General features: G+C 36.3%; 26 protein-coding genes and 1 riboswitch. Of the genes, 9 read left to right on the plus strand and 17 right to left on the minus strand.

Annotated elements, in window-relative coordinates; all coding sequences use genetic code 11:
* Nucleotides 1-15 precede the first annotated feature (15 nt).
* Together BFJ97_RS20115 and BFJ97_RS20120 are read left to right on the plus strand one after the other, a co-directional pair.
* Nucleotides 16-474: a hypothetical protein gene (locus BFJ97_RS20115; protein WP_068986426.1), complete on the plus strand. Its 459-nt coding sequence runs from the start codon at nt 16-18 to the stop codon at nt 472-474.
* Nucleotides 462-749 carry a DUF2653 family protein gene (locus tag BFJ97_RS20120; RefSeq protein ID WP_068986427.1) on the plus strand — a complete coding sequence of 96 codons (288 nt, stop codon included), beginning with the start codon at nt 462-464 and terminating at the stop codon, nt 747-749. The genes BFJ97_RS20115 and BFJ97_RS20120 overlap by 13 nt, the downstream gene beginning before the upstream one ends.
* Nucleotides 750-814: 65 nt before the next feature.
* Here BFJ97_RS20120 and BFJ97_RS20125 read toward each other — a convergent pair whose 3' ends face one another.
* The 3 genes from BFJ97_RS20125 to BFJ97_RS24900 form a co-directional block, all read right to left on the minus strand.
* Entirely contained in the window at nt 815-2,449 is a 1,635-nt protein-coding gene (locus BFJ97_RS20125) for an S-layer homology domain-containing protein (RefSeq protein WP_068986428.1), read from the minus strand.
* 77 nt (nt 2,450-2,526) lie between these two features.
* Entirely contained in the window at nt 2,527-3,693 is a 1,167-nt protein-coding gene (locus BFJ97_RS20130; protein ID WP_068986458.1) for an endonuclease Q family protein, read from the minus strand.
* Nucleotides 3,694-3,771: 78 nt separating this feature from the next.
* The gene (locus BFJ97_RS24900) at nt 3,772-3,933 is read right to left on the minus strand and encodes a hypothetical protein (protein WP_175401818.1); all 162 of its coding nucleotides are present in this window, start codon (nt 3,931-3,933) and stop codon (nt 3,772-3,774) included.
* Between the two features lie 146 nt (nt 3,934-4,079).
* Here BFJ97_RS24900 and BFJ97_RS20135 point away from each other — a divergent pair, with 146 nt between their 5' ends.
* From BFJ97_RS20135 to BFJ97_RS20150, 4 genes are all read left to right on the plus strand, one after another.
* Nucleotides 4,080-4,658 (plus strand): TetR family transcriptional regulator, encoded by a 579-nt coding sequence (locus BFJ97_RS20135; RefSeq protein ID WP_068986429.1) that lies wholly within the window; start codon nt 4,080-4,082, stop codon nt 4,656-4,658.
* Nucleotides 4,659-4,733: 75 nt separating this feature from the next.
* Complete coding sequence (locus BFJ97_RS20140; RefSeq protein WP_068986430.1) at nt 4,734-5,087, plus strand: DMT family transporter; 354 nt, start codon at nt 4,734-4,736, stop codon at nt 5,085-5,087.
* On the plus strand, nt 5,087-5,401 hold the full coding sequence (locus BFJ97_RS20145; RefSeq protein WP_068986431.1) for a DMT family transporter: 315 nt from the start codon (nt 5,087-5,089) through the stop codon (nt 5,399-5,401). The genes BFJ97_RS20140 and BFJ97_RS20145 overlap by 1 nt, the downstream gene beginning before the upstream one ends.
* A gap of 97 nt (nt 5,402-5,498) precedes the next feature.
* Nucleotides 5,499-5,807 (plus strand): monooxygenase, encoded by a 309-nt coding sequence (locus BFJ97_RS20150; RefSeq protein WP_068986432.1) that lies wholly within the window; start codon nt 5,499-5,501, stop codon nt 5,805-5,807.
* 213 nt (nt 5,808-6,020) lie between these two features.
* On the opposite strand, the gene BFJ97_RS20155 is transcribed toward BFJ97_RS20150, so the two are convergent.
* Together BFJ97_RS20155 and BFJ97_RS20160 are read right to left on the minus strand one after the other, a co-directional pair.
* Nucleotides 6,021-6,818 carry an ABC transporter ATP-binding protein gene (locus BFJ97_RS20155; RefSeq protein WP_068986433.1) on the minus strand — a complete coding sequence of 266 codons (798 nt, stop codon included), beginning with the start codon at nt 6,816-6,818 and terminating at the stop codon, nt 6,021-6,023.
* Between the two features lie 5 nt (nt 6,819-6,823).
* Nucleotides 6,824-7,870 carry a FecCD family ABC transporter permease gene (locus BFJ97_RS20160; RefSeq protein WP_068986434.1) on the minus strand — a complete coding sequence of 349 codons (1,047 nt, stop codon included), beginning with the start codon at nt 7,868-7,870 and terminating at the stop codon, nt 6,824-6,826.
* A gap of 154 nt (nt 7,871-8,024) precedes the next feature.
* A riboswitch (cobalamin riboswitch) is annotated at nt 8,025-8,216 on the minus strand.
* A 172-nt stretch (nt 8,217-8,388) separates the two neighbouring features.
* On the opposite strand from BFJ97_RS20160, the gene BFJ97_RS20165 reads away from it, so the two are divergent.
* Both BFJ97_RS20165 and BFJ97_RS20170 read left to right on the plus strand, forming a co-directional pair.
* Entirely contained in the window at nt 8,389-8,985 is a 597-nt protein-coding gene (locus tag BFJ97_RS20165; protein ID WP_068986435.1) for a biotin transporter BioY, read from the plus strand.
* Between the two features lie 126 nt (nt 8,986-9,111).
* The gene (locus BFJ97_RS20170) at nt 9,112-9,696 is read left to right on the plus strand and encodes a YdhK family protein (protein ID WP_068986436.1); all 585 of its coding nucleotides are present in this window, start codon (nt 9,112-9,114) and stop codon (nt 9,694-9,696) included.
* A 189-nt stretch (nt 9,697-9,885) separates the two neighbouring features.
* On the opposite strand, the gene BFJ97_RS20175 is transcribed toward BFJ97_RS20170, so the two are convergent.
* The 12 genes from BFJ97_RS20175 to BFJ97_RS20230 form a co-directional block, all read right to left on the minus strand.
* Nucleotides 9,886-10,569, minus strand: coding sequence for a response regulator transcription factor (locus BFJ97_RS20175; protein ID WP_068986437.1), 684 nt, complete (start codon nt 10,567-10,569; stop codon nt 9,886-9,888).
* Between the two features lie 6 nt (nt 10,570-10,575).
* Nucleotides 10,576-11,940: a sensor histidine kinase gene (locus tag BFJ97_RS20180; RefSeq protein WP_139114491.1), complete on the minus strand. Its 1,365-nt coding sequence runs from the start codon at nt 11,938-11,940 to the stop codon at nt 10,576-10,578.
* Nucleotides 11,941-12,458: 518 nt separating this feature from the next.
* Entirely contained in the window at nt 12,459-13,001 is a 543-nt protein-coding gene (locus BFJ97_RS20185) for an NADPH-dependent FMN reductase (RefSeq protein ID WP_068986438.1), read from the minus strand.
* A 62-nt stretch (nt 13,002-13,063) separates the two neighbouring features.
* Nucleotides 13,064-13,681: a nitroreductase family protein gene (locus BFJ97_RS20190; protein WP_068986439.1), complete on the minus strand. Its 618-nt coding sequence runs from the start codon at nt 13,679-13,681 to the stop codon at nt 13,064-13,066.
* Between the two features lie 76 nt (nt 13,682-13,757).
* Entirely contained in the window at nt 13,758-14,741 is a 984-nt protein-coding gene (locus BFJ97_RS20195) for a ring-cleaving dioxygenase (RefSeq protein ID WP_068986440.1), read from the minus strand.
* Between the two features lie 59 nt (nt 14,742-14,800).
* A complete protein-coding gene (locus tag BFJ97_RS20200) occupies nt 14,801-15,034 on the minus strand; it encodes a MarR family transcriptional regulator (RefSeq protein ID WP_068986441.1) in 234 nt (77 codons plus the stop codon).
* Nucleotides 15,035-15,200: 166 nt separating this feature from the next.
* Complete coding sequence (locus BFJ97_RS20205) at nt 15,201-15,665, minus strand: YusW family protein (protein WP_068986442.1); 465 nt, start codon at nt 15,663-15,665, stop codon at nt 15,201-15,203.
* A gap of 100 nt (nt 15,666-15,765) precedes the next feature.
* Entirely contained in the window at nt 15,766-17,988 is a 2,223-nt protein-coding gene (locus tag BFJ97_RS20210) for a YcdB/YcdC domain-containing protein (RefSeq protein ID WP_068986443.1), read from the minus strand.
* A gap of 134 nt (nt 17,989-18,122) precedes the next feature.
* Nucleotides 18,123-19,412 (minus strand): glycoside hydrolase family 18 protein, encoded by a 1,290-nt coding sequence (locus tag BFJ97_RS20215; RefSeq protein WP_068986444.1) that lies wholly within the window; start codon nt 19,410-19,412, stop codon nt 18,123-18,125.
* 223 nt (nt 19,413-19,635) lie between these two features.
* Nucleotides 19,636-20,193, minus strand: coding sequence for a hypothetical protein (locus BFJ97_RS20220; RefSeq protein ID WP_068986445.1), 558 nt, complete (start codon nt 20,191-20,193; stop codon nt 19,636-19,638).
* On the minus strand, nt 20,193-20,726 hold the full coding sequence (locus BFJ97_RS20225) for a hypothetical protein (protein WP_068986446.1): 534 nt from the start codon (nt 20,724-20,726) through the stop codon (nt 20,193-20,195). Before BFJ97_RS20225 ends, BFJ97_RS20220 begins: the two co-directional genes overlap by 1 nt.
* Entirely contained in the window at nt 20,726-21,235 is a 510-nt protein-coding gene (locus BFJ97_RS20230) for an RNA polymerase sigma factor (RefSeq protein ID WP_175401819.1), read from the minus strand. The genes BFJ97_RS20225 and BFJ97_RS20230 overlap by 1 nt, the downstream gene beginning before the upstream one ends.
* Nucleotides 21,236-21,390: 155 nt before the next feature.
* Between BFJ97_RS20230 and BFJ97_RS20235 the strand changes: the two genes are divergently transcribed.
* Complete coding sequence (locus BFJ97_RS20235; protein ID WP_068986447.1) at nt 21,391-21,810, plus strand: hypothetical protein; 420 nt, start codon at nt 21,391-21,393, stop codon at nt 21,808-21,810.
* Nucleotides 21,811-21,813 lie beyond the last annotated feature (3 nt).

Here is a 21,813-nt window from a genome sequence, read left to right on the forward strand (position 1 = left end):
GGAGGAATATAAGTAATGAAAAAAATTCTTGCCGCTCTTTTTGCAGCTACACTTATGTTTTCGACTGTTGGTGCAACATTGTTCATTTCTGATACACCAACTGCAGAAGCTAAATCCTATAAATCAGGTAAAAAAGGATATTCAAACAATAATAACAATAGCTCAAATATCCAAAAATCTCAGGATACTTCTAAAGATCAAAATAATGTAACAACAAATAAAAACACGAACAAAACGGATTCAACAGCTAAGAAAGGCGGCTTCTTCTCAGGTGGCCTTATGAAAGGTTTAATGCTTGGTGGCTTAGCAGGCTTATTATTCGGAGGTCTTTTCAGCGGAATGGGTATGCTTGGTAACATTTTAGGCTTAATAGTTAACGTTGCAGCCATCGCTATTATTGTAATGCTAGTTGTAAAAGTTATTAATATGTTTAAAGACAAAAAACGTAAAGAGGAAGCACAATGGCACAAGTAATTAATGAGCAAGATATTATTAATGCAATTTGCTTATCACAAGCCTATTATAAAAACATTCGCCCTGAAGATGTACTTGTAGAACTAACATACGATGATGACACAGGCTTTGGTGCAGAAGTTGAAGTTAATGGGCAAATCGAGATATTCAATACCGCAGCCATGATTGGCGCACTACGTGTATGGATTAAAGATGTCCTACATCTTGATCCATTTTCAACTGGTATCGCACTCGTTCTAGACGATGAGGAAGGTATTATTGCTAGACTATCGTAAATAAGAAAAATAATAGCAGTTCACTAAATCTTAAATGAGATTTAGTGAACTGCTTTGTTTTATTATTATTTGACTTCAGTATTTTTTAATAGACTACTAAAATTCACAAATATTTTTGCTGCATGGCTACGTTTTGTCGGAGCCTCTGGTGAAAATTCCCCTTCATTACCTCTAACAATACCTTGTTCATATAACATTGTTATTGCACGTTTAGTTTCTTCATTGTAAGAAGCAATATCAGAAAATGGTGCTTTTCCTTTCACAGCATAAGGGTGTTTTAGCTGATGTTCATATGCACGATTAATCATTAATGCTAATTGAGCACGAGTAACTGGCTGTCCTGGGTTAAACTTCTCACCCGTTCCCTTAACTAGCCCATATGCGTAAGCTGCTGCAATTTCTGACTGCGTGCCGACATCATAGCTTGATATATCTGTAAATGGTGCCTGTTCTTTCGTCGTTAAACCTAGACTTCTAACAAGTATACTAGCAGCCTGTGCACGGGTAACATTTTGTTCAGGTCTAAACGTACCATCTACATAGCCTTTCATAATCCCTTCTTCTGCGGCCTTCAGAATAAATTCCTTCGCCCAATGATTTTCTATATCAGTAAAGCTTAAAGTCCTTTCTGTAGTAAAAGTAACTGTTGGACTTTGAACACTTTCATTGCCAGCTGCATCTACTGCTTTAACATTTACCGTGTATGCAGTATTTTTTGATAATTTATCTAAAGTTATAGCTGTTGTATCTGCATTTTGTGTAAATGCTAGCTTACCGTTTACATATACGTTGTAATTAGTGATCCCTACATTATCCTTCGCTTCTTGCCAGCTTAGTTTTACAGTTGTACTATCTTTTATGTTTACTTGGATAGCCTTTGATACATCCCATAAAGTACTTTCTTTAATCGCTGGTAAAAAACCCTCGTTCGCTACTGCTAAATAACCTGCTTCACTTAAATGAATATTTTCTGGGTTTGGTAAATAGCTTGGAACATCTTTCGCTATAATATCGTAAGTTGGTACAAAGATAGCTCCTGCTTTTTCAACAGTTGTTTTAATCGTTGTATTCATAACTGTTAATAGCATTTTAAATTGTTTCTGTACATCCTCCCTATAGTACGGGAAAGAATTATAATATCCCATAACATACACTTGAGCGTTCGGATTTAACTTCTTAATTTCTTCTAAAATTGTTGCAATAGTTTTTATTGCTCCTTGTGATGCCTTTAACATCGCTGCTGCATTAATACCAGTTGTCTGAGACTCTTTTAAAATAGGTATTAAATCATTGGCGCCAGCTGTCAAAGTAATGATTTCAGCCTCTTTAATAGACGTACGAAGTTTTACCTTGTCACTTTGATAACCGAATCCTGTTACAGGCTTTTCCACATCATTTTGTATATCTTCCAATACATTTTTTGTTGTGTAGCCTGAATAAGCAAACCCCTTATTATAAGAAGTTATGAAACCATCTTGATGTAAAGCTTGTGCCACAAAATCTGCGTAACCTAAACCAATTATGCCAACCTCATTCATACCATGTGCCAAGGAATCGCCAAGTGCTACGTAATCCGCCTGAGACACCCAACTTGGCGCTATGGAATCTCTCTGCTCCACAGCGTTTGCTCCTACTGGCATCGCTAATTGCAACGCCAGTACACCAGCCGCTAAAAATCGAAATTTCTTTGATAATTGCATAATTACTCCCTCCACTTCTACTAATTACTATTTTAATAGATGAAGGATGAAAATGGGGTAAATATGAGCAAGTGTTTTTATTCACTTTGTATCTTTCCATAAGTCCCCCCGCCACCAGCTTCAATTGCTAATTGTCCTGTTCTTGCTAAATCGATCACCTTAGCAATCTTATATGGTACGATTTGTTCAAGCTGTTCTAGTGAAACTCGATGCAAGATCTTCATCTCTGTATCAAATGCTTGTAGTAATCTTTCCATCATTTTCGGCCCTAGACCTGGAATAAATTCCAGTGGTACTTGATGAATATATGGTGGTCGAACATGTTTATCCGTCAGCTGCTCTGATAGCTCTATAATACGTAAAGAAACCCCTTTAATAATTTGAGTACTTTCACAGTTAGTACAGATTGTCGCCATATTGCAAAGCTGTTCACCACATTTTGCACAGACGGTCTGATAATATTTACCAAGCAAAGGATTTAAGCCATAATTAGCTGTTATAGCTCGTTTTTGCTGTTCATGAAGCGCCATTTTTAATTCTGTAAAATTGGCATCAGATAGTCTTAATTTTTGATACTCGCGTGCAATTTTGCCAAGTGAATGTGCATCAGAATTGCTGACAAATGTGTATGCTTGAAGCTCTCTAATGTGACTCACCATATCAGTATCAGAACTTAAACCTAGCTCAATCGCATCTATAAGTTGGGGATCAAATACTTCTGTTAAACTACGATGTACCCCTTTTCCAAACAGGCTTTTAAATGGTGTAAAAACATGAGCAGGAATAAAAAGCCCTCCTAACTCACGAACCTTTTGTTGCAATGTTTGACCATCACAATAGATTCGCTGAGAGCTTAAATGGATATTTTTCATATGATGAGACATCCAATTTGAAAATTCCCTCATAAGCGAAAGTGTTGGAAAATAGGCAAGTACATGGATTGGTCCAAGGCAATGCTGATCATAAATCTCAATTTCCGTGCCTGGAATAAGGGTTGTGTCTTGATAACGAAGTCCTCCCTGTACTAGCTCCTTTAGCTCCCCTTGTTCAATCATCCCTACCATTTCATCCATTATCTCTGGTGCATGACAATCAATAATCCCGATAATATCTAGTCCCTTTCTTGTACTAGCAATCTCAAGAATTCTTGTTAATGTTAGCATCTTACTGCCCGTAATTTTGACAGCTCGTCCACTAGAAGTACGTCCAATATGAATATGTAAATCCGCATAGAAATCTTTCATCATTTGTAACAACTCCCATTGCATTATATACAAAGTAGAAATACCTCACATTGCTGCAAGGTATTCTCGCTTAATTTTTTATGAAGGGTGATGATTATTATTTGACTCATAGGCACTAGAACTCTGTGCTGGCATTGCTGAAGAATCATATGCCACTAATGTCACGCCAATTGTCTTCTCTAGCTCATTAATTTTGTCAAGCTGTTGCTGATCTAATTGTGCCAATTTAATCTCTTCCATTTTCATCAATTCCTTTCAGAAATAAAGTTCCCCGAATAGGAAATATGTATACACGGGAAAAATGACTGATTTTCAGTCATTTTCCTTTGACTTTATTTCAACTATTTTGTAACATTTAAATAAGCAGGTCAAAAGCGAGGGATTTCATGTCAAAGGAAGAGAAAATTATTCAGGCTGCTATTGAAGTTTTTCGTGAAAAAGGAATTGAAAAGGCTAAGGTTTCAGATATCGTAAAAGCTGCAGGTATCGCACAAGGAACATTTTATCTTTATTTCCCTTCACGGCTTTCAGTAATGCCAGCTATCGCGAAAGTTATGGTTGAAAAAATTATTACTGCAATTGAAGAAGGCGTATCAACTCAAAAGCCTTTTGAACAACAACTTGAAGAAGTTGTAGACGTTGGCTTTTCTATAACAAAAGAATATGGCGATCTCGTTGCACTCATCTATGCTGGTATTGCACAAACTGAGCATTTGAAAGAGTGGGAAAATATCTATGCTCCCTATTATGCATGGATGGATGATTTTTTATTACAAGCTCAACAACAAGGAACGATACGTGCTTCGATAGATACTTCACGGTCTTCCAAGCTCATTATAGGTTTAATCGAATCTGCAGCTGAACAAGTTTATTTGTTTGATGATTGCAAAGATGCAACGATGAAACTTGTTAAGCTCGAGCTCCTTGACTTTTTACACCATGCACTTGGCCTACGTCACCCATAAGTGACGTTCTCTTTTACATTAAAAATGACTGAATGTCAGTCATTGAAAACTATCACGTGAAAGGAATCTCTAATTATGCAAAAAGATTGGATATATGTTGGATTAACTAGTTTGTTTGAATTGTTTTGGATATTTGGTTTTAATGTTGCCGACTCTTGGTGGCATTGGGTTATTATCGTGTCCTTAATTGCGTTGGATTTTCATTTCTTATCGAAGGCTTGTGAAAATCTACCTACAGGAACTGTTTATGCGACTTTCGCTGGGGTCGGTACAATTGGTACTACATTAATGGACATTTTTATTTTTGACGGTGAATTTAATGCTATTAAAGGAATTTTCATTTTCATTATAGTACTGGGTGTTATTGGTCTTAATTTAGCTGATAACCCTTCAAAAGATCATGCTGAAAAGAAAGGAGCTAATGCATAATGGGTTGGTTACTTGTTTTATTAGCTGCAATTTCAGAAATTATCGGTGTTGTAGGTTTACGCTTTTATAGTCAGGAAAAAACTATACGTAATTTATTAATATATGCGGGCGGCTTTGGAATGTCCTTTGTGCTTTTGTATACATCCTTTAACTATTTACAGTTAAGCATTGCCTATGTAGTCTGGGTTGGAATTGGTACAGTTGGTGCTGTTCTCGTAAATATTATATTCTTCGGGGAGTCTAAAAATATGAAGAGGATTATTAGTATCATTGCTATTATCATTGGTGTGGCAGGATTGAAAGCAGTATCTTAATTTATTTGACTCCTATTCTTTGTATTATGGACCAATATTGGAAATTTACTTTTCGTTATAATTACTATATAAATGAAGAGAAAAGGAGTTTTGCTGAATGGTTTATTTGTTACAAGTTGATTTTACAATGGACGGTCCTTTTGGTGATGAAATGTCTGAAGGATTTAAAGATTTAGCTCATAGCATTAATGACGAACAAGGAATCATGTGGAAAATTTGGACTGAGGATACGGTAGCTAAAGAAGCTGGTGGTGTTTATTTATTCGAAACGAAGGAAAGCGCAGAAAAATATTTAGCCATGCACTCTGCTCGATTAACAAGCTTTGGGATAACAAATATTCGTGGTAAAATTTTTGAAGTTAATGAAGCTTTATCTTCTATTAACAATGGTCCTATCCATAAATAACAGGCGTATCTGTTATTACAGACACACCTCATAGCGATAATGGACAAGAAAATCTTTGTGAATGTTATTGCGCTTTAAATAAGGGTGGTTTCTGTTCCAAACTATTCGCTTTCGCACAAAAAACATCTGTTGCTGCCGCTTCGCTTTCGCACAAAAAACATCTGCGCTCAGTCGGAACGGAAATCACCCCTCGTTTTGCCGAAGAACCGTACTTTATTTATGTAGTTTTAAAGCTTTCTTCGTAAATTGCTCTGAGACATACGTTAAATAAGGCTTCCCTGTAAGTGGATGTGTTTGAATATCAGCGTAAACACCAAAAACATCTTGTAATAATGCTGGTGTAAGTACTTCTTCTGGTGTTCCAAAATTGACAATTCGCCCTTGCTGTAAAACATAAATTTGATCACAATACATAGCTGCAATGTTTAAATCATGTATTGCCGCAACAACTGTTAAATGTAGGGTTTGAATTAGATCCATTAGCTGCAATTGATGCTGAATATCTAGATGATTTGTTGGCTCATCTAAAATAAGCATCTGTGCTTGCTGAGCGAGGGCACGGGCAACCATCACACGCTTTTTTTCTCCGCCTGAAAGAGAACTAAAGCTACGTTTCTCTAAATGAGCAATTCCTGTTTGATCTAGTGCATTTTTTACAATTTGAAAATCTCGTTCCTGATCAAGCTCAAATAGTTTTTTATGTGGTGTTCTTCCCATACTGACTAAATCATGTACGGTAAAATCGAATACGACCGGCGTTTCTTGACTCACTACTGCTAAATTTTTCGCAATACTTTTACTCGATTGCTTTAAAATATCCTGTTCATTTAATAAAACTGTTCCACTTTCTGGTTTTAATAAACGATACATATTCTTTAATAGCGTTGACTTCCCACTACCATTTGGACCGATTAACCCAACAAATTGTTTTTCCTTTATTTGTACACTTACTTCATGTAATATGCGCTCATCAGAAATGGAGAAAGATACTTGTTTCGTCTCTAATGTCATATGCTTTAATCCCCTTCACCGAAAGAATAATTGTTACGACGTAGTAGCCAAATGAAAAACGGCCCTCCACAAAAAGCTGTGATAATTCCAATTGGCATTTCTTCAGGGGCAATTATAATCCGAGCAAGTGCATCTGCCCACACTAAGAAAATCGCCCCAAACAAAGCACTAATCGGTATGACATATTTATGGTTTGAACCTACGATCAGCCGTACAATATGCGGAATGATTAAGCCAACAAATCCGATTGAACCACTTACTGCGACAAGCACACCCGTTAATAACGATACTAATAAGATAAGCTGTATTCGAAATTGTTGTAAGTTAACCCCTAATGTAACCGCTGCTTCTTCCCCAAGAAGTAATAAATTTAAGCTTCGATAATGGAGCCATAACAAGGCAAATACCACGATAAAAATAACTGTAGGAATTAAAAGATTACTCCACTTCGCACCCGCTAAGCTTCCTAGCATCCAAAACATAACTGCCTTCATTCCGCCCTCTTGCTTCGACGTCATTAATATAAAATTTGAAATAGCAGATAAAATAAACGACACCGCCATCCCTGAAAGTAAAAGTCGAAAGACAGAAACTCTACCGCCAACACATGCTAAGAAGAAAACTAACGCCATTGCTGTCAGAGAACCTATAAATGCAGATACGGAAAGAGCATAAACGCCAAGAAATGAAAAAGCACCTAAAATGATGACAGCTGTGGCCCCAACCGTTGCACCAGAAGATATCCCTAAAATATATGGTTCGGCAATTGAATTACGGACAAGAGCCTGAATAGCTGCTCCTGCAATTGCCAACCCTGCTCCAACAATAGCAGCGAGCAATACACGCGGAACTCGTATTTGCCAAATAATAATTTCCTGTGAACGACTCCAATCTTGCTCGATTGAGTTTTGTACAATTGGTATTTTGGAAAGGATAACCTTCCATACGTGAATTGGCGTCACAGAAACCGATCCAACCATTATGGCAATTGTCATTGAAATGATTAGTACTAAAAGAAGAGTCATTGATAGTAGCATAATTTTTTTATTCATCTGTTTATTAACTCCTAATCATTAATAATAGACTTAATGAAGATAAAAAAAGGGTATTCCATGCAAAATACGCATAGAAATACCCTAGATTAAACAAAGTCAGAAAGATTCCCTTCTACTATTGTCCGTAATCGCTTTCATCCTCGTGGGCATTACAGATATTCGCTAATTGGCAGGTCTCCTGGCTTCGAATCAATGTCCCTATGATTGCCTTCCCATTCTAGAACAGTGGCCTAAATCATCATAGAACTCCTCGTTACAGTTGCGGGACAGCGTCGGATTTGCACCGACTTCCCTTTTAAGTGACACTTTTACAAGATGTCACACCATTTGCATCTGATATTTTAAAATTATGACGATTCTATCATATATTTTAATAGTTAGTCTATTACTAGTAATTATTTATCAAATTATGAAGGATAAACATTTTGTGTTAACCTATATAAAATATTAGGTTGACACAAAATGTTTATTTTTTTACACTATTATTATCAATATTACTTATTAGGGGTGAAATAATGACAACAGTAGCGGAACACTCGCATCACAAATTAAGAACAGTAGATATTGCTTATATTGGACTATTTTCAACATTGATGATGATTGGCGCTAATATTACTTCCTTTGTACCTTTTATGGTTGTTGGTGGCGTACCCATCACGCTACAAACATTTTTTGCTATATTAGCAGGACTTATTCTTGGCAGTAGAAAAGGTGCACTCGCTTGTACTGTTTATATGTGCATAGGTTTAGCAGGCGCCCCTGTATTTGCACGTTTCAGTGGGGGCTTTGGACAAATTTTAAGTCCTACATTCGGTTTTATTGTTACTTTTATATTAGCTGCATATGTTGCAGGGCTTATTGTAGAGCGCAGTGGAACGAAAAAAAGCTATGTAATTGCTGCTTTAATTGCAACAGCCATTAATTATTTACTTGGGACAAATTGGATGTACTTCGCCTACAAGTTATGGGCTAGTGCTCCAGAAGCTTTTTCTTATAAGATGGCATGGCTTTGGATGATGCCTCCATTACCAAAGGATATTATTTTAGCGATATTTGCCGGTATTTTTGCATACCGTCTACAAAAAATAGTAAAAATAATTCCTGTTAAATAACGTAAGCCCTTCTTTAGTTTAATGCTAAAGAGGGCTTTTTGTTTTAGGAATCCTATATGAATGCTGTCCACAATTTCTGCACATTTATTTGCTACATTAAGAGCAAATAGTGAGGAGGAATATAATATGTTATTCAAAAGAAAGTGGTCAATTGGCTTAATAGCAGCAGTAGCTTTACTAACATTATCGGCTTGCTCTGCCGATACAACTAAGTCAGAAGCCGATTCAAAAAATAACATCGAAACTGAACATAGCACAGAGATGGATCATTCCACGATGAACCATTCAAGCTCTGGCGCAGTACCAACAACTTTGAAAAATGCTGAAAATCCAAAGTTTCCAGTTGGAAGCATCGCCATTATCACGGATGGACACATGGCAGGTATGAAAGGCGCAGAAGCAACGATTGTTGGCGCTTATGATACGACAGCATACATTATCTCCTATGAGCCAACTACAGGTGAAAATCGCGTAGAAAATCATAAGTGGGTTATTCATGAGGAATTGATAAATCAAGGTGAGGCTCCATTAGCTCCGGGTACGGAAGTCAAAACCGATGCATCCCATATGGAAGGCATGGAAAATGCGACTGTCCATATCGATGAGGCAATACAAACGACAGTTTATATGATTGATTATACGTCTACAACAAATGGCGAGGCTGTAAAAAATCATAAATGGGTTACAGAAGAAGAGCTAGAAGCAAAATAAGAACTAAACGCTAGAGAGCCCGAAGCAAAAATAACGCTCCACCACTTTTGTCCGTGGGAGTGAAGCAACCTCAAGGATGTTGCGCTTTAGCCTAGACGACTATGCTCTAAACAGGCAAAAAAATCTATAGTTTCCTTCATAACAAAAACCAATCTTTGCGGAATCGTCAGAGATTGGTTTTTCTAGCTTCTATTTTCTATTAACTGACCTGTACCATTTGTATCCGATCCCCCAAACAGTCTGTAAATATTCATCCGCCGGGAAACCGCTTTTCCTTAATTTTTCTCGTAAATTACGGACATGTGAGTCGATTGTTCTATCTTCGATTGATACATGATAACCCCAAACAGTACTGATGAGATGCTCCCTTGAAAATACTTTATTTTGATAATCAAGAAATAACGCTAACATCGCAAATTCTTTCGGCGTTAAAGAAATAGCCTCTTGTTGAAAGGATAATTCAAAGGATTCTTTATTTAAACGGAGCCCTTCAAAGAAAATAACTTTTTCTTCAACTTTCGTTCTTCTTAATACCGCATTTATACGGGCTAGTAACTCTTCCTCATCGAAGGGCTTTAAAATATAGTCGTCTGCCCCAATATTTAACCCATTTATAATATCAGCCTGTTCCCCTTTTGCTGTTAGCATTATCACTGGTACATCCCAAAACTTCCTTATTTCCTGACAAGCTTGCCAGCCAGCCATCTCTGGCATCATGATATCTAACAGCACTAAGTCTACATGATTTTCCTCTAAATAAACTAGAGCATCTTTAGCTGATGACATTGCTTTACAATGAAACGTAGGCTCTAAGTAAAGGATTAGTAAATCTAACATCCTAGGTTCATCATCAATTAATAATATTGTTTTCATTCGTTCCTACTCCTTAAACAATAATTCAAAAGTAGTCCCTTTATTTTCCTCACTAAAAACGGTTACTTCTCCTCCATGTGCATGTACAAGCTCTTTAACAATAGCAAGGCCTAAACCTGAACCCCCAAGAGCACGCGTACGAGATTTTTCTACTCTATAAAAGCGTTCAAAAATATAAGGTAAGTCCTTCTTCGGAATCCCTTTTCCAGTATCCTTTATGCTAATTTGTAAATAGCGACTGTGTCTTTTTACAATTATGGAAGTTGAATCTCCTGAGGAACAATAAGTTAATGCGTTATTTAAAAGATTTAAAATAATTTGTTCAAGTCTTGCCGAATCAGCCATTAATGTTAATCCCTCTTCACATTGAACAAAAAAGTGTATTTGTTTTTCCTGAAAAGCAGGGCTCAACTTTGTCTCAATATTGGCTAAAAACTTATCCAAATGAAGACTTTCTTTGTCAATAACAAAAGAGTTTTCATCCATTTTTGCTAAATCAAATAAGTCTTTTATTAAACGAGAAAGTCGATTGGTCTCTTCTATAATAATACCTAAATACTTTTGGCGATCCCGCTCCGTTAAATCACGTTTATAGAGAATATCTGTATAGCCTTTTATAAACGTTAATGGTGTTCTAAGCTCATGGGCAATACTTGATAAAAACTCCTTTCTTTCCTCTCTTAAATGATGTAAATCATCTGATAAAAGCTGTATTGCATTAGAAAGATCACTTAGTTCATCTTTACCATTCGTAGAAAGGGCCACTGTAAAATCCCCTTTACTCATTTTCAAAGTCGCTTCTTTCATCTGAACTAATGGAAAGGCAAGCTTTCTAGACAGAACAATAATGACTGCAATGGTCACCACTCCTGAAATAATACCTACAATTAGAAAATGTCTATTTAATCGTTCCATTAATGCATGGATGGAATCTGTATTTTGAAACATAAAAACATATCCAATTGTCGTTTGCTGTTTTTGGATAGGGCTAATTGTGGAAATATATTTTTCCTCCTGCCAATCCCCCTGCAAAACCTTACCATTATAAGGAACATTATCTTCGGAATTTTTAATATAAGCTTGTATTTCAGGATGTGGATGTGAAGCAGCTAATATTTTCCCAGTCTTATCTGTAATAACAACATCTGTATTTTCTTTTGATTCCATTAATACTACGTGAGCTAATGTTTCCTTCTCGAAATTTCGCTCTAATATTGTTCGATGCGAATTTCCCCTTGCCTGCAAGCTCGTTAATTCCTCTTCAACTCTAGAATTGGTTAAAGAAGCATGTAAAAATAACATCATAAATGTTTCAATACAAAATAATGTGATAAAAAAGATTATTCCTAGCTTAAATGAAAGTTTTTTCATCTCTAACCACCAATTTAGGATTTCATAAAAGTATAACGTTAAAGTGTGAAGATTTCATGCAGAAATAAATCTTATAAAACGAGAGGTTGATTTCCGTTCCGGCTGGGCGCTTTCCTTGGGGCGTCCAGCCGGAACGGAAATCAACCACTTCATATAGTATGTATCTTATCGCATGTCACTCTAATTCATAATGATAAAACAAAACTTCAGCAATAATGTTTATCTGTGTGAAAGAGTAGCGACTGCAACAACATAAGCGGAGGAAGCAGCCCGACGCTCACCTACAGGTAAACGAGTAGCATAGAACGGAAATCACCCTCATGTAAAGCGCCACAACATTCAAAAAATTTCCCTTGACCATTGTGTTTATCAATACTCAGAGGCGGGGACATAAGTATATTTTCAAAGCAAAATTACAATATTTCACATCAGAAAAGCGCGAGAAATCAACGTTTCTAAAATTGATTTCTCACGCTTTTTAAGGTTTTGACCAGTTATATCCCAGCTTCTTCTTATCTTTAAATGTATTTTTTCATCCAGTTTAAGAAGTTATCAATAACTACATCAAGGAATTTGACAGTACCCTCATCTGTTAAATTGCCTTCTCCATCAAACTTAGTGTGTACTGCACCAATATAAACATCATTACCGCTAAGTAATGGTGAATTAACACCAGGTGAGAATAAAATATCTCGTAAATGTAATTGTGCTTTAACAGTACCTAAGTTACCCATTGATGCCCCCATCATGAATGATGGCTTGCCAATCATTACTTTGTCCACACGGGATAACCAATCGATTGCGTTAACCATTACACCCGGCACAGTTCCATTATACTCTGGTGTCACCCAAAGAACTGCATCCGCCGCTTTTACTTGTGCTTTAAAATCAAGTACTATTTGTGGTGCTTCATTTTCAATATCTTGGTTATACATAGGTAAATCCTTTAAACTTAATACTTCAAGATCAAATTTCCCTGCATAACGCTTTTCAATAAATTTTGCTAATTGCATATTATAAGATTCTTTACGGATACTACCTACGATTGCAACTACTTTCAAGACGTTTCCTCCCCAATGTGAAAAAATTCTTTATTTGTAAATCAATTTCATTGTATACCGACCTAATAATAGGTTGCAAATTCTTCAACTGGTTTTCGATAACCACGTAGGCGGCGACTGCTTTCTTTTTCCTTACCTATTGTCATCATTAATGCAATTTCATGTGTTTCTGGGACATTAAAAAGAGCTCTCATTTGTTGCTGATCAAAGCCGATCATTGGGCATGTATCCCATCCGCGATTTTTGGCTGCTAGCATAAATAACATAGCTGAAAGTGAAGCGTTACGAATGGCTTCCTCCTTCATAAATTCCTCGCCACGTTCTTCATAAAATTTAGCGTTTTCATTAACGATATTTTCTAATTCACAAGCGTTAATAATGCCTAAGTCAACCATTCCTTGATTAAGGTTAGCAGTATTTTTATAGGCTTCTTTATCTCCTAATACAAGTATAACCGCTGAGGCTGAATGCACTTTATATTGCCCGTATGCTGCTTCTCGTACTTTTTCTTTTTTTTCTTCATCTAATACAACGATATAATTGGCATGTTGTAAATTAAAGGCGGATGGAACAAGCTTTACATCCTCCAAAATGGGACGTATATCTTCTTCACTCATCTTGATGCCCTCTATAAAATTATTTGCTGATCGGCGCTTATCTATTAGCTTTGCAAATTCCATCCAGCTGACCTCCTAAGAGTATGTAATTTCCATTCAGTAGAGACTTATATTTCTCTACTGAATGGGATTAAAAGCATTACTCATATTCTTTATCGAACGTAATAGCACTTCTTACAGTGTCAATAGGGCGAACAAGCTCTTCGATTTGCGCACGCTTTGGCTCTAAAAATGGTGGTAACGATAATTTTTCACCTAAAGTTTCATACGGCTCATCTCCCATAAATCCTGGGTCATCAGTAGCTAACTCGAATAAAATTTGTGGTGCTACTCGTGCATAAAGTGATTCAAAGAAGTGTCGATTTACGTAACCAGAAGTATGGAAACCAAAGCTTTCAAATCGTTCAGTCCATTCATCTAATACAGCACGATTCTCTACGCGGAATGCTGCATGGTGCACTGTACCGAAGCCTTGTCGAGCTACTGGTAAAACTGTGTTAAATTCTACAACCATTTGCGCACCATTTCCGCCTTCTCCAACCTCAAATAGATGGAAATCTCCTTCCTCCGCAATTTCTGTAAAGAGCATCACCTTCTCTAGCACCTCTTTGAAATGTTTAAAGTTAGCAACTCTAACAAAAACCGGACCTAAGCCTGTAATCGCATATTCAAGTGGTATCGGCCCATCTTGCCATGGTGTACCTGAAGCAACACCTGTATTATTTTCATCAGAGATCAGTTGATATTGCTGATCGTCAAAATCGACGAAAGATAAAGTTTTCTTACCAAACTGTTCTTTAATACCTGTATGTTTAATATTTAATCGATCAAATCGTTTTAGCCAATAGTCCAATGCAACATCTGTCGGAACTCGGAATGATGTTTTTGAAATTTCGTTTGTTCCATGTACACCTTTTTGAATGTTCGGGAAGTCAAAGAAAGTCATATCTGTGCCAGCACTTCCTTTATCATCTGCAAAGAATAAATGATATGTTTGGATATCATCCTGATTAACCGTTTTTTTCACTAATCGCATGCCTAATACATGAGTAAAAAATTTATAATTCTCTTCTGCACTACTTGTAATAGCAGTAACGTGATGAATTCCTTTTAAATGGTTCATTCTATATTCCTCCTATTTATCTCGAATTCGAGATATTTACGTAAAAATTTTTTATTATTTTATTCCAAGCCAACCTTTTTCAAAGACAGAATCATTGTTTCCATCTCTAGTTGATCTAATACTTTAAATTTTTTGTTCATGCTTTGGAAATATTTCTTCCATAAAGTATTTCCTTCATATGTTAATAAATCATATGTGACACGACGATCCTTCGGGCAAGCATGTCGAGACACAAAGCCTTTTTGTTCGAGCTTATCAAACCAATTATCTTTAATTCGAGATAATAATATCATATAGACTTCTTAACAGCAAATCTTTTGTATTACTGTTATCTCCTATAGTACAATGTTGGCTCATTTATTCGTGCCCTTATGGGAGACGATCATCCTAGCGAAATTAAAAGAGCCAGTAATTATAGTGTTAACTAGCTCTTCATATTATAAATGCAACGAAGTTTTGTTATTTAATTCGTTTAAATTCCTTTTCATTACCATCAGCAAACTCAACTTCAACCTCAATCGATTGGAAGTCTTCAGTAATATGAAATACTGAGATTACTTGGTCTATTACCTCATCATTCGGTGTAGTAGAATCAAATGTCAGTTGCTTGAACAATGGTTCTAATTTTGTATAAGCAGCATCACCTTGAAGCTTTTCATTCTTACGTTCATCCTTTAGTCTCGCCTCTATGCCGGATTTTTTATTTTCATATTCCACCTCATAAGAATCCGTTGCAGAATAATCAACATCCAATGAAAGTTCCAAAAAATTAAACGTTATTTGTTCAGTAGCAGTATCGCTCACCTGCTGTCCTGTATTTTGTTTAGTTGGAGCATTAGCAGGGACGTCTTGAACTTTTTCCTTGGTACAACCATAAAGTATGACTGTCATTAACGAAACAACTAACCATAATTTCATTCTCATCTTGGCACTCCTTTCTTCAACTATTATTTCCATAATCGCCTATAAACAAACTAAAAAGAGTATCCCCAACTTAATTAGGAGATACCCTTTTCATTATCGATTACCAGTAATTACGACTGCTGTTATTTTCATTAACTGCTTTTGCTAAACGAACTGTTGAAACAGCTAAATCTGCATATGTCACTTTCTCAGTAGCATTAAATTTATTTTGCTGTGCATCCATTAGCCCCATTGCGCTTACTAAAGCAACATAGCCTGCATGCGCTGAATCAATTGTGCCTGCATCAGTGAAGTTTAATTTATAAATGTCACTATGTTTTGCTGCTTTTTCTAAATCTAGTGCACGTACTAACCATTGTGCCAGCTCTTGACGAGTCAATGTTGCATCAACTTCAAATTTATCCGCAGGTTGTAACATACCCATTCTTACAGCTTGTTCAACAGTTTCATATAATGGATGCTTTTTGTCAATATTATTAAAGGATTGCTTATCGTTGTCGCTACCATAAGGACCATACTCAAAGTATCCGTATGATAATGATTTTACTAATATTTTCAAAGCTTCTCCCTTTGTTACAGCTGCATCAGCATTAAAGTTTGCTGGATCTTTAACGTCTAACACATTTTGGCGTAGTAAATAAGTTAGTTCTTCTCCAGCTGTTGGATGTGAAATAGCTGGTTTTTCTTTAGAATCATCCGCTTTCAGTAGCCATTCGCCAGTTGTTGCATCAATACTATTGAATAGGATTCCATTATAAACTGGAGAGTATACTAAATTATAGTGGTTATTATCCTCTCCATCCTGTTTTGAATACTGCAGATTTAGTTTTAGCCCATCACTGAACATTGTTTTTGCTTTATCAGTAGAAATAGCCTTGTTTACAGATGGCCAATTATCAATCTTTTGATTATTAACATGTAAAGCACCTAATTTCCCATCTGCATTAATAGCAACAGAAATTTCATCCCCCATTACAGCAATGCCATTAACAATACGTGGGAACGAGAAGTTATATTGCTTACTATCTTTATCATACATTGGATCTTCTAGTGGTTTTGAATAGTTATGAAGATGTGACGGAGCGAACTCTTTTAAATAGCCAATTGCCTTTGCTAACGCAGCATCTTTTGAGATTGGCTCTACTTTATCATTCATCTCAAAGAATTCATTACCCATATTCCAGAAGTTTACAATCTCACCTGTTGCTTTGTTCACTTCAATTGATGAGCCTGAGCCATGATTTCCATAATCATACATGTAATTTACTGAATAAATTGTCTCGCCATTTTCATTTTCTCTTTCATCAATCGCTTCAATTCGTAGCTTTACTTTGTCTGAATCAACTTTTAAGAGAGACTTTGCTAACTCTTCAACTTCAGCTACTGTCATGTTCTTCTTTCTAGGCTCAAGCGGTTGTGCTGAAAGTTTTTCAACACCTTTTGTTTTTGGTACTTGTGAAGTAAAACCATTTGTTGTTTGCCATTGTCCATTTAAAGCATTTACACCCATGAAGCTAGAAGGCATGTACACAAGCTTAGCAATTGCTTCTTCTGATTGGTAGTTATAGTCAATAAAATAACGTAACTCTACTGACAAGTTTTCGCGAATCTGTGCAAGTATGTCTGCCTCACTCTTTTTCTGTTCTAAGCTGTCAAATGTTGATTTACTAGTTGACTCAGTATTACGATACATACTCACAACTTCACCATTTGCTAGAACTTCAATATGCATATTCTCGTCACTAAATGGCACACCATTATGAGTTGGCGAATAAGCGAATGAATACGAAATTGGTTCAGTTATCGGTCTACTGAAATAAAAATCATCATTCCCTAAATCTTCACGAAGTTTGTAATTAGCAGTATTAGGCATTTTCTTTAGGAAATCTTCAGCAACTTTTTTTGCATCAGCCTTTGAATATTTAGCAGGATAAATTGCATCCGCTACATTAGCAGGTTGATAGTAGAAGTGTTCTAATTCTAAATTGTCGCCTTTAAAAGTAAAACCACCAAAAACGTCTTTGCCATTGACTTTCTTATGGAAGCTTAAATCATAGCGTACCGTTTTATCATCACTATAGTAATGCCCTTGTCCCATGTCGAAATCATTTTCTGTGACAAAATTAAATTTATCTCCAAACAGTGTCTGCACTTGCTTAACAAGCATACTTTTTGTTACTTTAGTTTCTTTTGAATCTACTTGAATTGCAACTCTTTCTGGAGATTCCTTAACATTTGCAGAAGCCTGTGCCATTGGAGAAAGTACCCCAACAGAAAATGCTGTAGACGTTAGTATAATACCTAATTTTTTAAACTTACCCAAAATATCCCTCCTAAAATACTATTTACCATAATTATAATATACATTACCAAAAATAGAAATGATATTTACAGATTTTTTCCACTTTGAAGAAAATAGATTGGGCAACTCGCGATTTCTATATCTCCTAAAGCTTCTCATTTCTTCACCACATCAAAATTCGATCCAATTAATAACCAATTTTGCGGGAATGGTAGACCCAACTTCCAATAGCCTACTCCTCGAAGTTTGTACTGTTTGATTAAATTGAACTTCGCCTGAATGGATCTTGCATCCTCGAACCATACGATATGTGCTTTACCTTGCTCATCATAGTATTCAAAGAAAGGTGCCTGAGATCTCAAATCATACTGAATAGCGGCATTATATTTCTTAGCAATCTCGATAGCTGCTTGTGGACTAACTGCTTTTGCATATGGCCCCCCTTGTACAAAGGGCAGCGTCCAGTCATAGCCATATAAATTTTGTCCTAGTAAAATTTTGTTCCGAGGTATTTCACTTACTGCATATTTTACAACCTCCTCTACCTCTGGAAGTGGCGACACTGCCATAGGAGGCCCGGCAGAATATCCCCATTCATAAGTCATTAGCATAACAAAATCGACTATTTCGCCATGTGCCTTATAATCATGTGCCTCAGTCCACGGACCTCGCTCACTAGCACTTGTTTTGGGAGCGAGCGCTGTCGATACTGTATAGCCTTGTGGATGGAATCGGTTCACAGCTCTCCTTAAAAAATTGTTATACGCCTCGCGTTGATCGCCCGGCAAATGCTCAAAATCGAAATGTATATCTTTAACGTTTCCTAATCGCTTTGCCTCTTCAAGAATATTATCGAAGAGCAAATCCTGTACTGCTGTACTTTGAAAAATATCTCTTGCTAACTCACCACTAAAAGTAAAATCCTCCAAATTTGAGACAACCATTGCTAGAGAAGCTCCTGTATCATTAGCAATTTGCGGTACACCTTGACTTGGCGGTCTCTTAAGCGTCCCATCTCGTCTTGCCTCATAGCTAAACAAAGCAAGATAAGTTAAAAATGGACCCGCTTCTCTTGCCTGATTCAATAATGGTTCACTAACGGATGCCCCTCTCGGCTCTAAATACGCCAATGTTTCAGCTCTTGTTTTTGGTTGAGGTGGAATATAAAGTCTCAGACCCACTGATAAAGGTTGATTCGGGTTAATACCGTTTACTTGTGCGAGCGTTAAATAATTGATGCCAAAGCGTTGGCTAATAGTCCAAAGACTATCCCCTGGCTGCACATAATAAAAGCTCCCGACAATTGGAATCACAAGAGCTTGCCCTACAACTAATCGATTGGGTTCAGGAATTTGATTGGCATCTACAATTTTCTGAACTGTCGTCCCATAAGCCTGCGCAATCCCCCAGACAGAATCCCCTGCTCGTACAACATGTATTTGAATGTCAGTGCCTCCTTTGAAATATTAAACTGTCGATTCATTACAGTCATACTTAAATTACATTTACCCGAGTATTTTAAAAATAAACATCTTTTGCAATGAACCGGACAATACCAATTAATCTTATGACAATGGAAATAGCTTTATTCGGTTATTTGCTTCTAATAAAATTGATAAACAAAAAAGCATTCGTTGCATATAGACGCATCGAATGCTTTGATTTCCCTTATTTCAGCGAAGGGACCTTGTTTTCATTGATTTCTTTATAGTATTTATGACACGCTCGAAAATAGAATAGAAAAAAGAAATAAGCAAGTAACTGTGGTACATAACCTATAAAATGAACATTTTCTCGCATACTTGCATCAATATTTATTGAAAATGACTGTATGACAAAGCCACAAAGCATAAATGCTATAAACTTTTGATATGTTTTAAATGTTTTAGCTTCTAAAGGTTTATTTTTATGAATGTGCAATAATAACTGGAAAACAACGTACATAAAGACGATGAATAAAAATTGCATAAACTGTACCCCAATTTCCCCTAGCATCTTATAACCTAGCCATTGATCTAACTCCACAAAAAAAGATAATACGGCTAAAATAATGGCGAAATTTTTCGACCAACGCTTTAAATTATGAAATGATGGCAGTAAGTGGATACCATATGCAAAAAATAAATAGCCAATAAAATCTGGATAGATATCTGGTAAGCCAAAAAAACTTAAATCTATAAAAACACAGCACACACCGTTAAATAAATGTTCGTAAGGCTTTTTCATTATTTTATGCCTCCCTCTGTTGTTTTCATCAAATAGTTATCCTGTTGAATTTCATCTATATGATCTTGTTTACTATCATAGGATTCACTATAACTTGGTTGCACAATAGGTTCATCTATGTTTTGTTTCTCTGCATATACTAGGTTCCCAACAAATGTCAAGAAAGACAATGCGAACGTCATGTAGACAAGTTTTCCCCTCGTAAGCCCTTTATAATAAACGAACAAAATAAACAACAAGAGCGCAAGCAATAGAAAAATGACTACTAGATGTGTAAAGTTTTTCTCCTGATTGATGGTTAACTGTGCTGCATTTTTCAGTTCGAACGATTGCCCTCCACCAATCATGAAGACAAATAGAAGAACGGCTAATGTCACAGGAACGGTTAGGATCGTTGCAACAGTAAATCGTTTTGTTTTCTTTATATGACTCTTTTGTAGCTCTCTACGCAATTGATTGGAGAAATCTACATCCGGATCTTTATCAGGGCGTTTTTTTAATGCGTCAAATAACTCGTAATCACGTTCGTCCATCAATCATCCCTCCCTACCTTTTTTCGAAGTCTTGCCAGGGCTCGGTGAAAATCAACGCGCACTTTGACTTCCGAGATACCCAAAATTGCAGCTGTTTCCTGAATAGTGTAGTCTTTTAACATTCGGCAAATAATGATTGTTCGATCATGTGATTTTAACGTCATTAGTGCCTCTTGTACTGTTTCCCATTGTTCATGTAGTTCTACCATTTCTAGAGGCTCAGGAACTTCCTTTAACCCAGGCTGCCAGCTAAGTTTTTCTATTAATAGACGTTTTATTTTCTGCCTTCTATGTATGTCTACTGCTGTATTTCGTGCAATTGATATGATCCAAGTTTTTACTTTATCTTTATCCTTTAAATGATCTAACTGCTTCATCACTTTAAAAAACGTTTCTTGCGTAATATCCTCTGCCTCTTGCTTGCTATTTGTATAATAAAGCGCAAAATGATACACATCACGATAATAACAATCGTACAAATGTTCTATTTTCGATATATCCTTATGCAAAACTTCACCCCACTTTCTACACTCACAAATAAGTCGTCGCAACAATTTATTTGTTACACTTTTCCCAAATTTTTTTATACAACTAACGTAAAATGCCTCATTCTTTTCGCCATTTACTCTCTTGTATAATGAAGTTACTGTAAGGAGGTGTTAGATTGCGTTTATTTTACCAACAAAAAACAATCGGCAAAAAATCACGTAAACTCCAAAAAATTCCATTTACTATTGAAGAGCCTGTCTATACTTTGAAAGATTTACTTACGCAACTTGTAACACAAGAAGTTCAGAATTATAACGAAAAAGCACTGGATACTCCGCTCCATATTTATATTACTGATCAGCAGCTAGAGGAGGCAGTACAGCATGGAAAAGTACATTTTGGTGAGAAAAAAAATGCCTCTGTACAGTCTATAGACCAAGCTATATCGACAGTGCTTCAAGCCTTTGAAGATGAACTTTTCTTAGTACTCCATAATGAGGAACAATTGAATTCACTTACTACACCATTAACAATACAAGAAGACGATGTTTTTACATTTATTAAACTAACAATGCTAGCAGGACGCATTTGGTAAGGA

Source organism: Lysinibacillus xylanilyticus (assembly GCF_001708185.1).
Taxonomy (GTDB): domain Bacteria; phylum Bacillota; class Bacilli; order Bacillales_A; family Planococcaceae; genus Lysinibacillus; species Lysinibacillus xylanilyticus_A.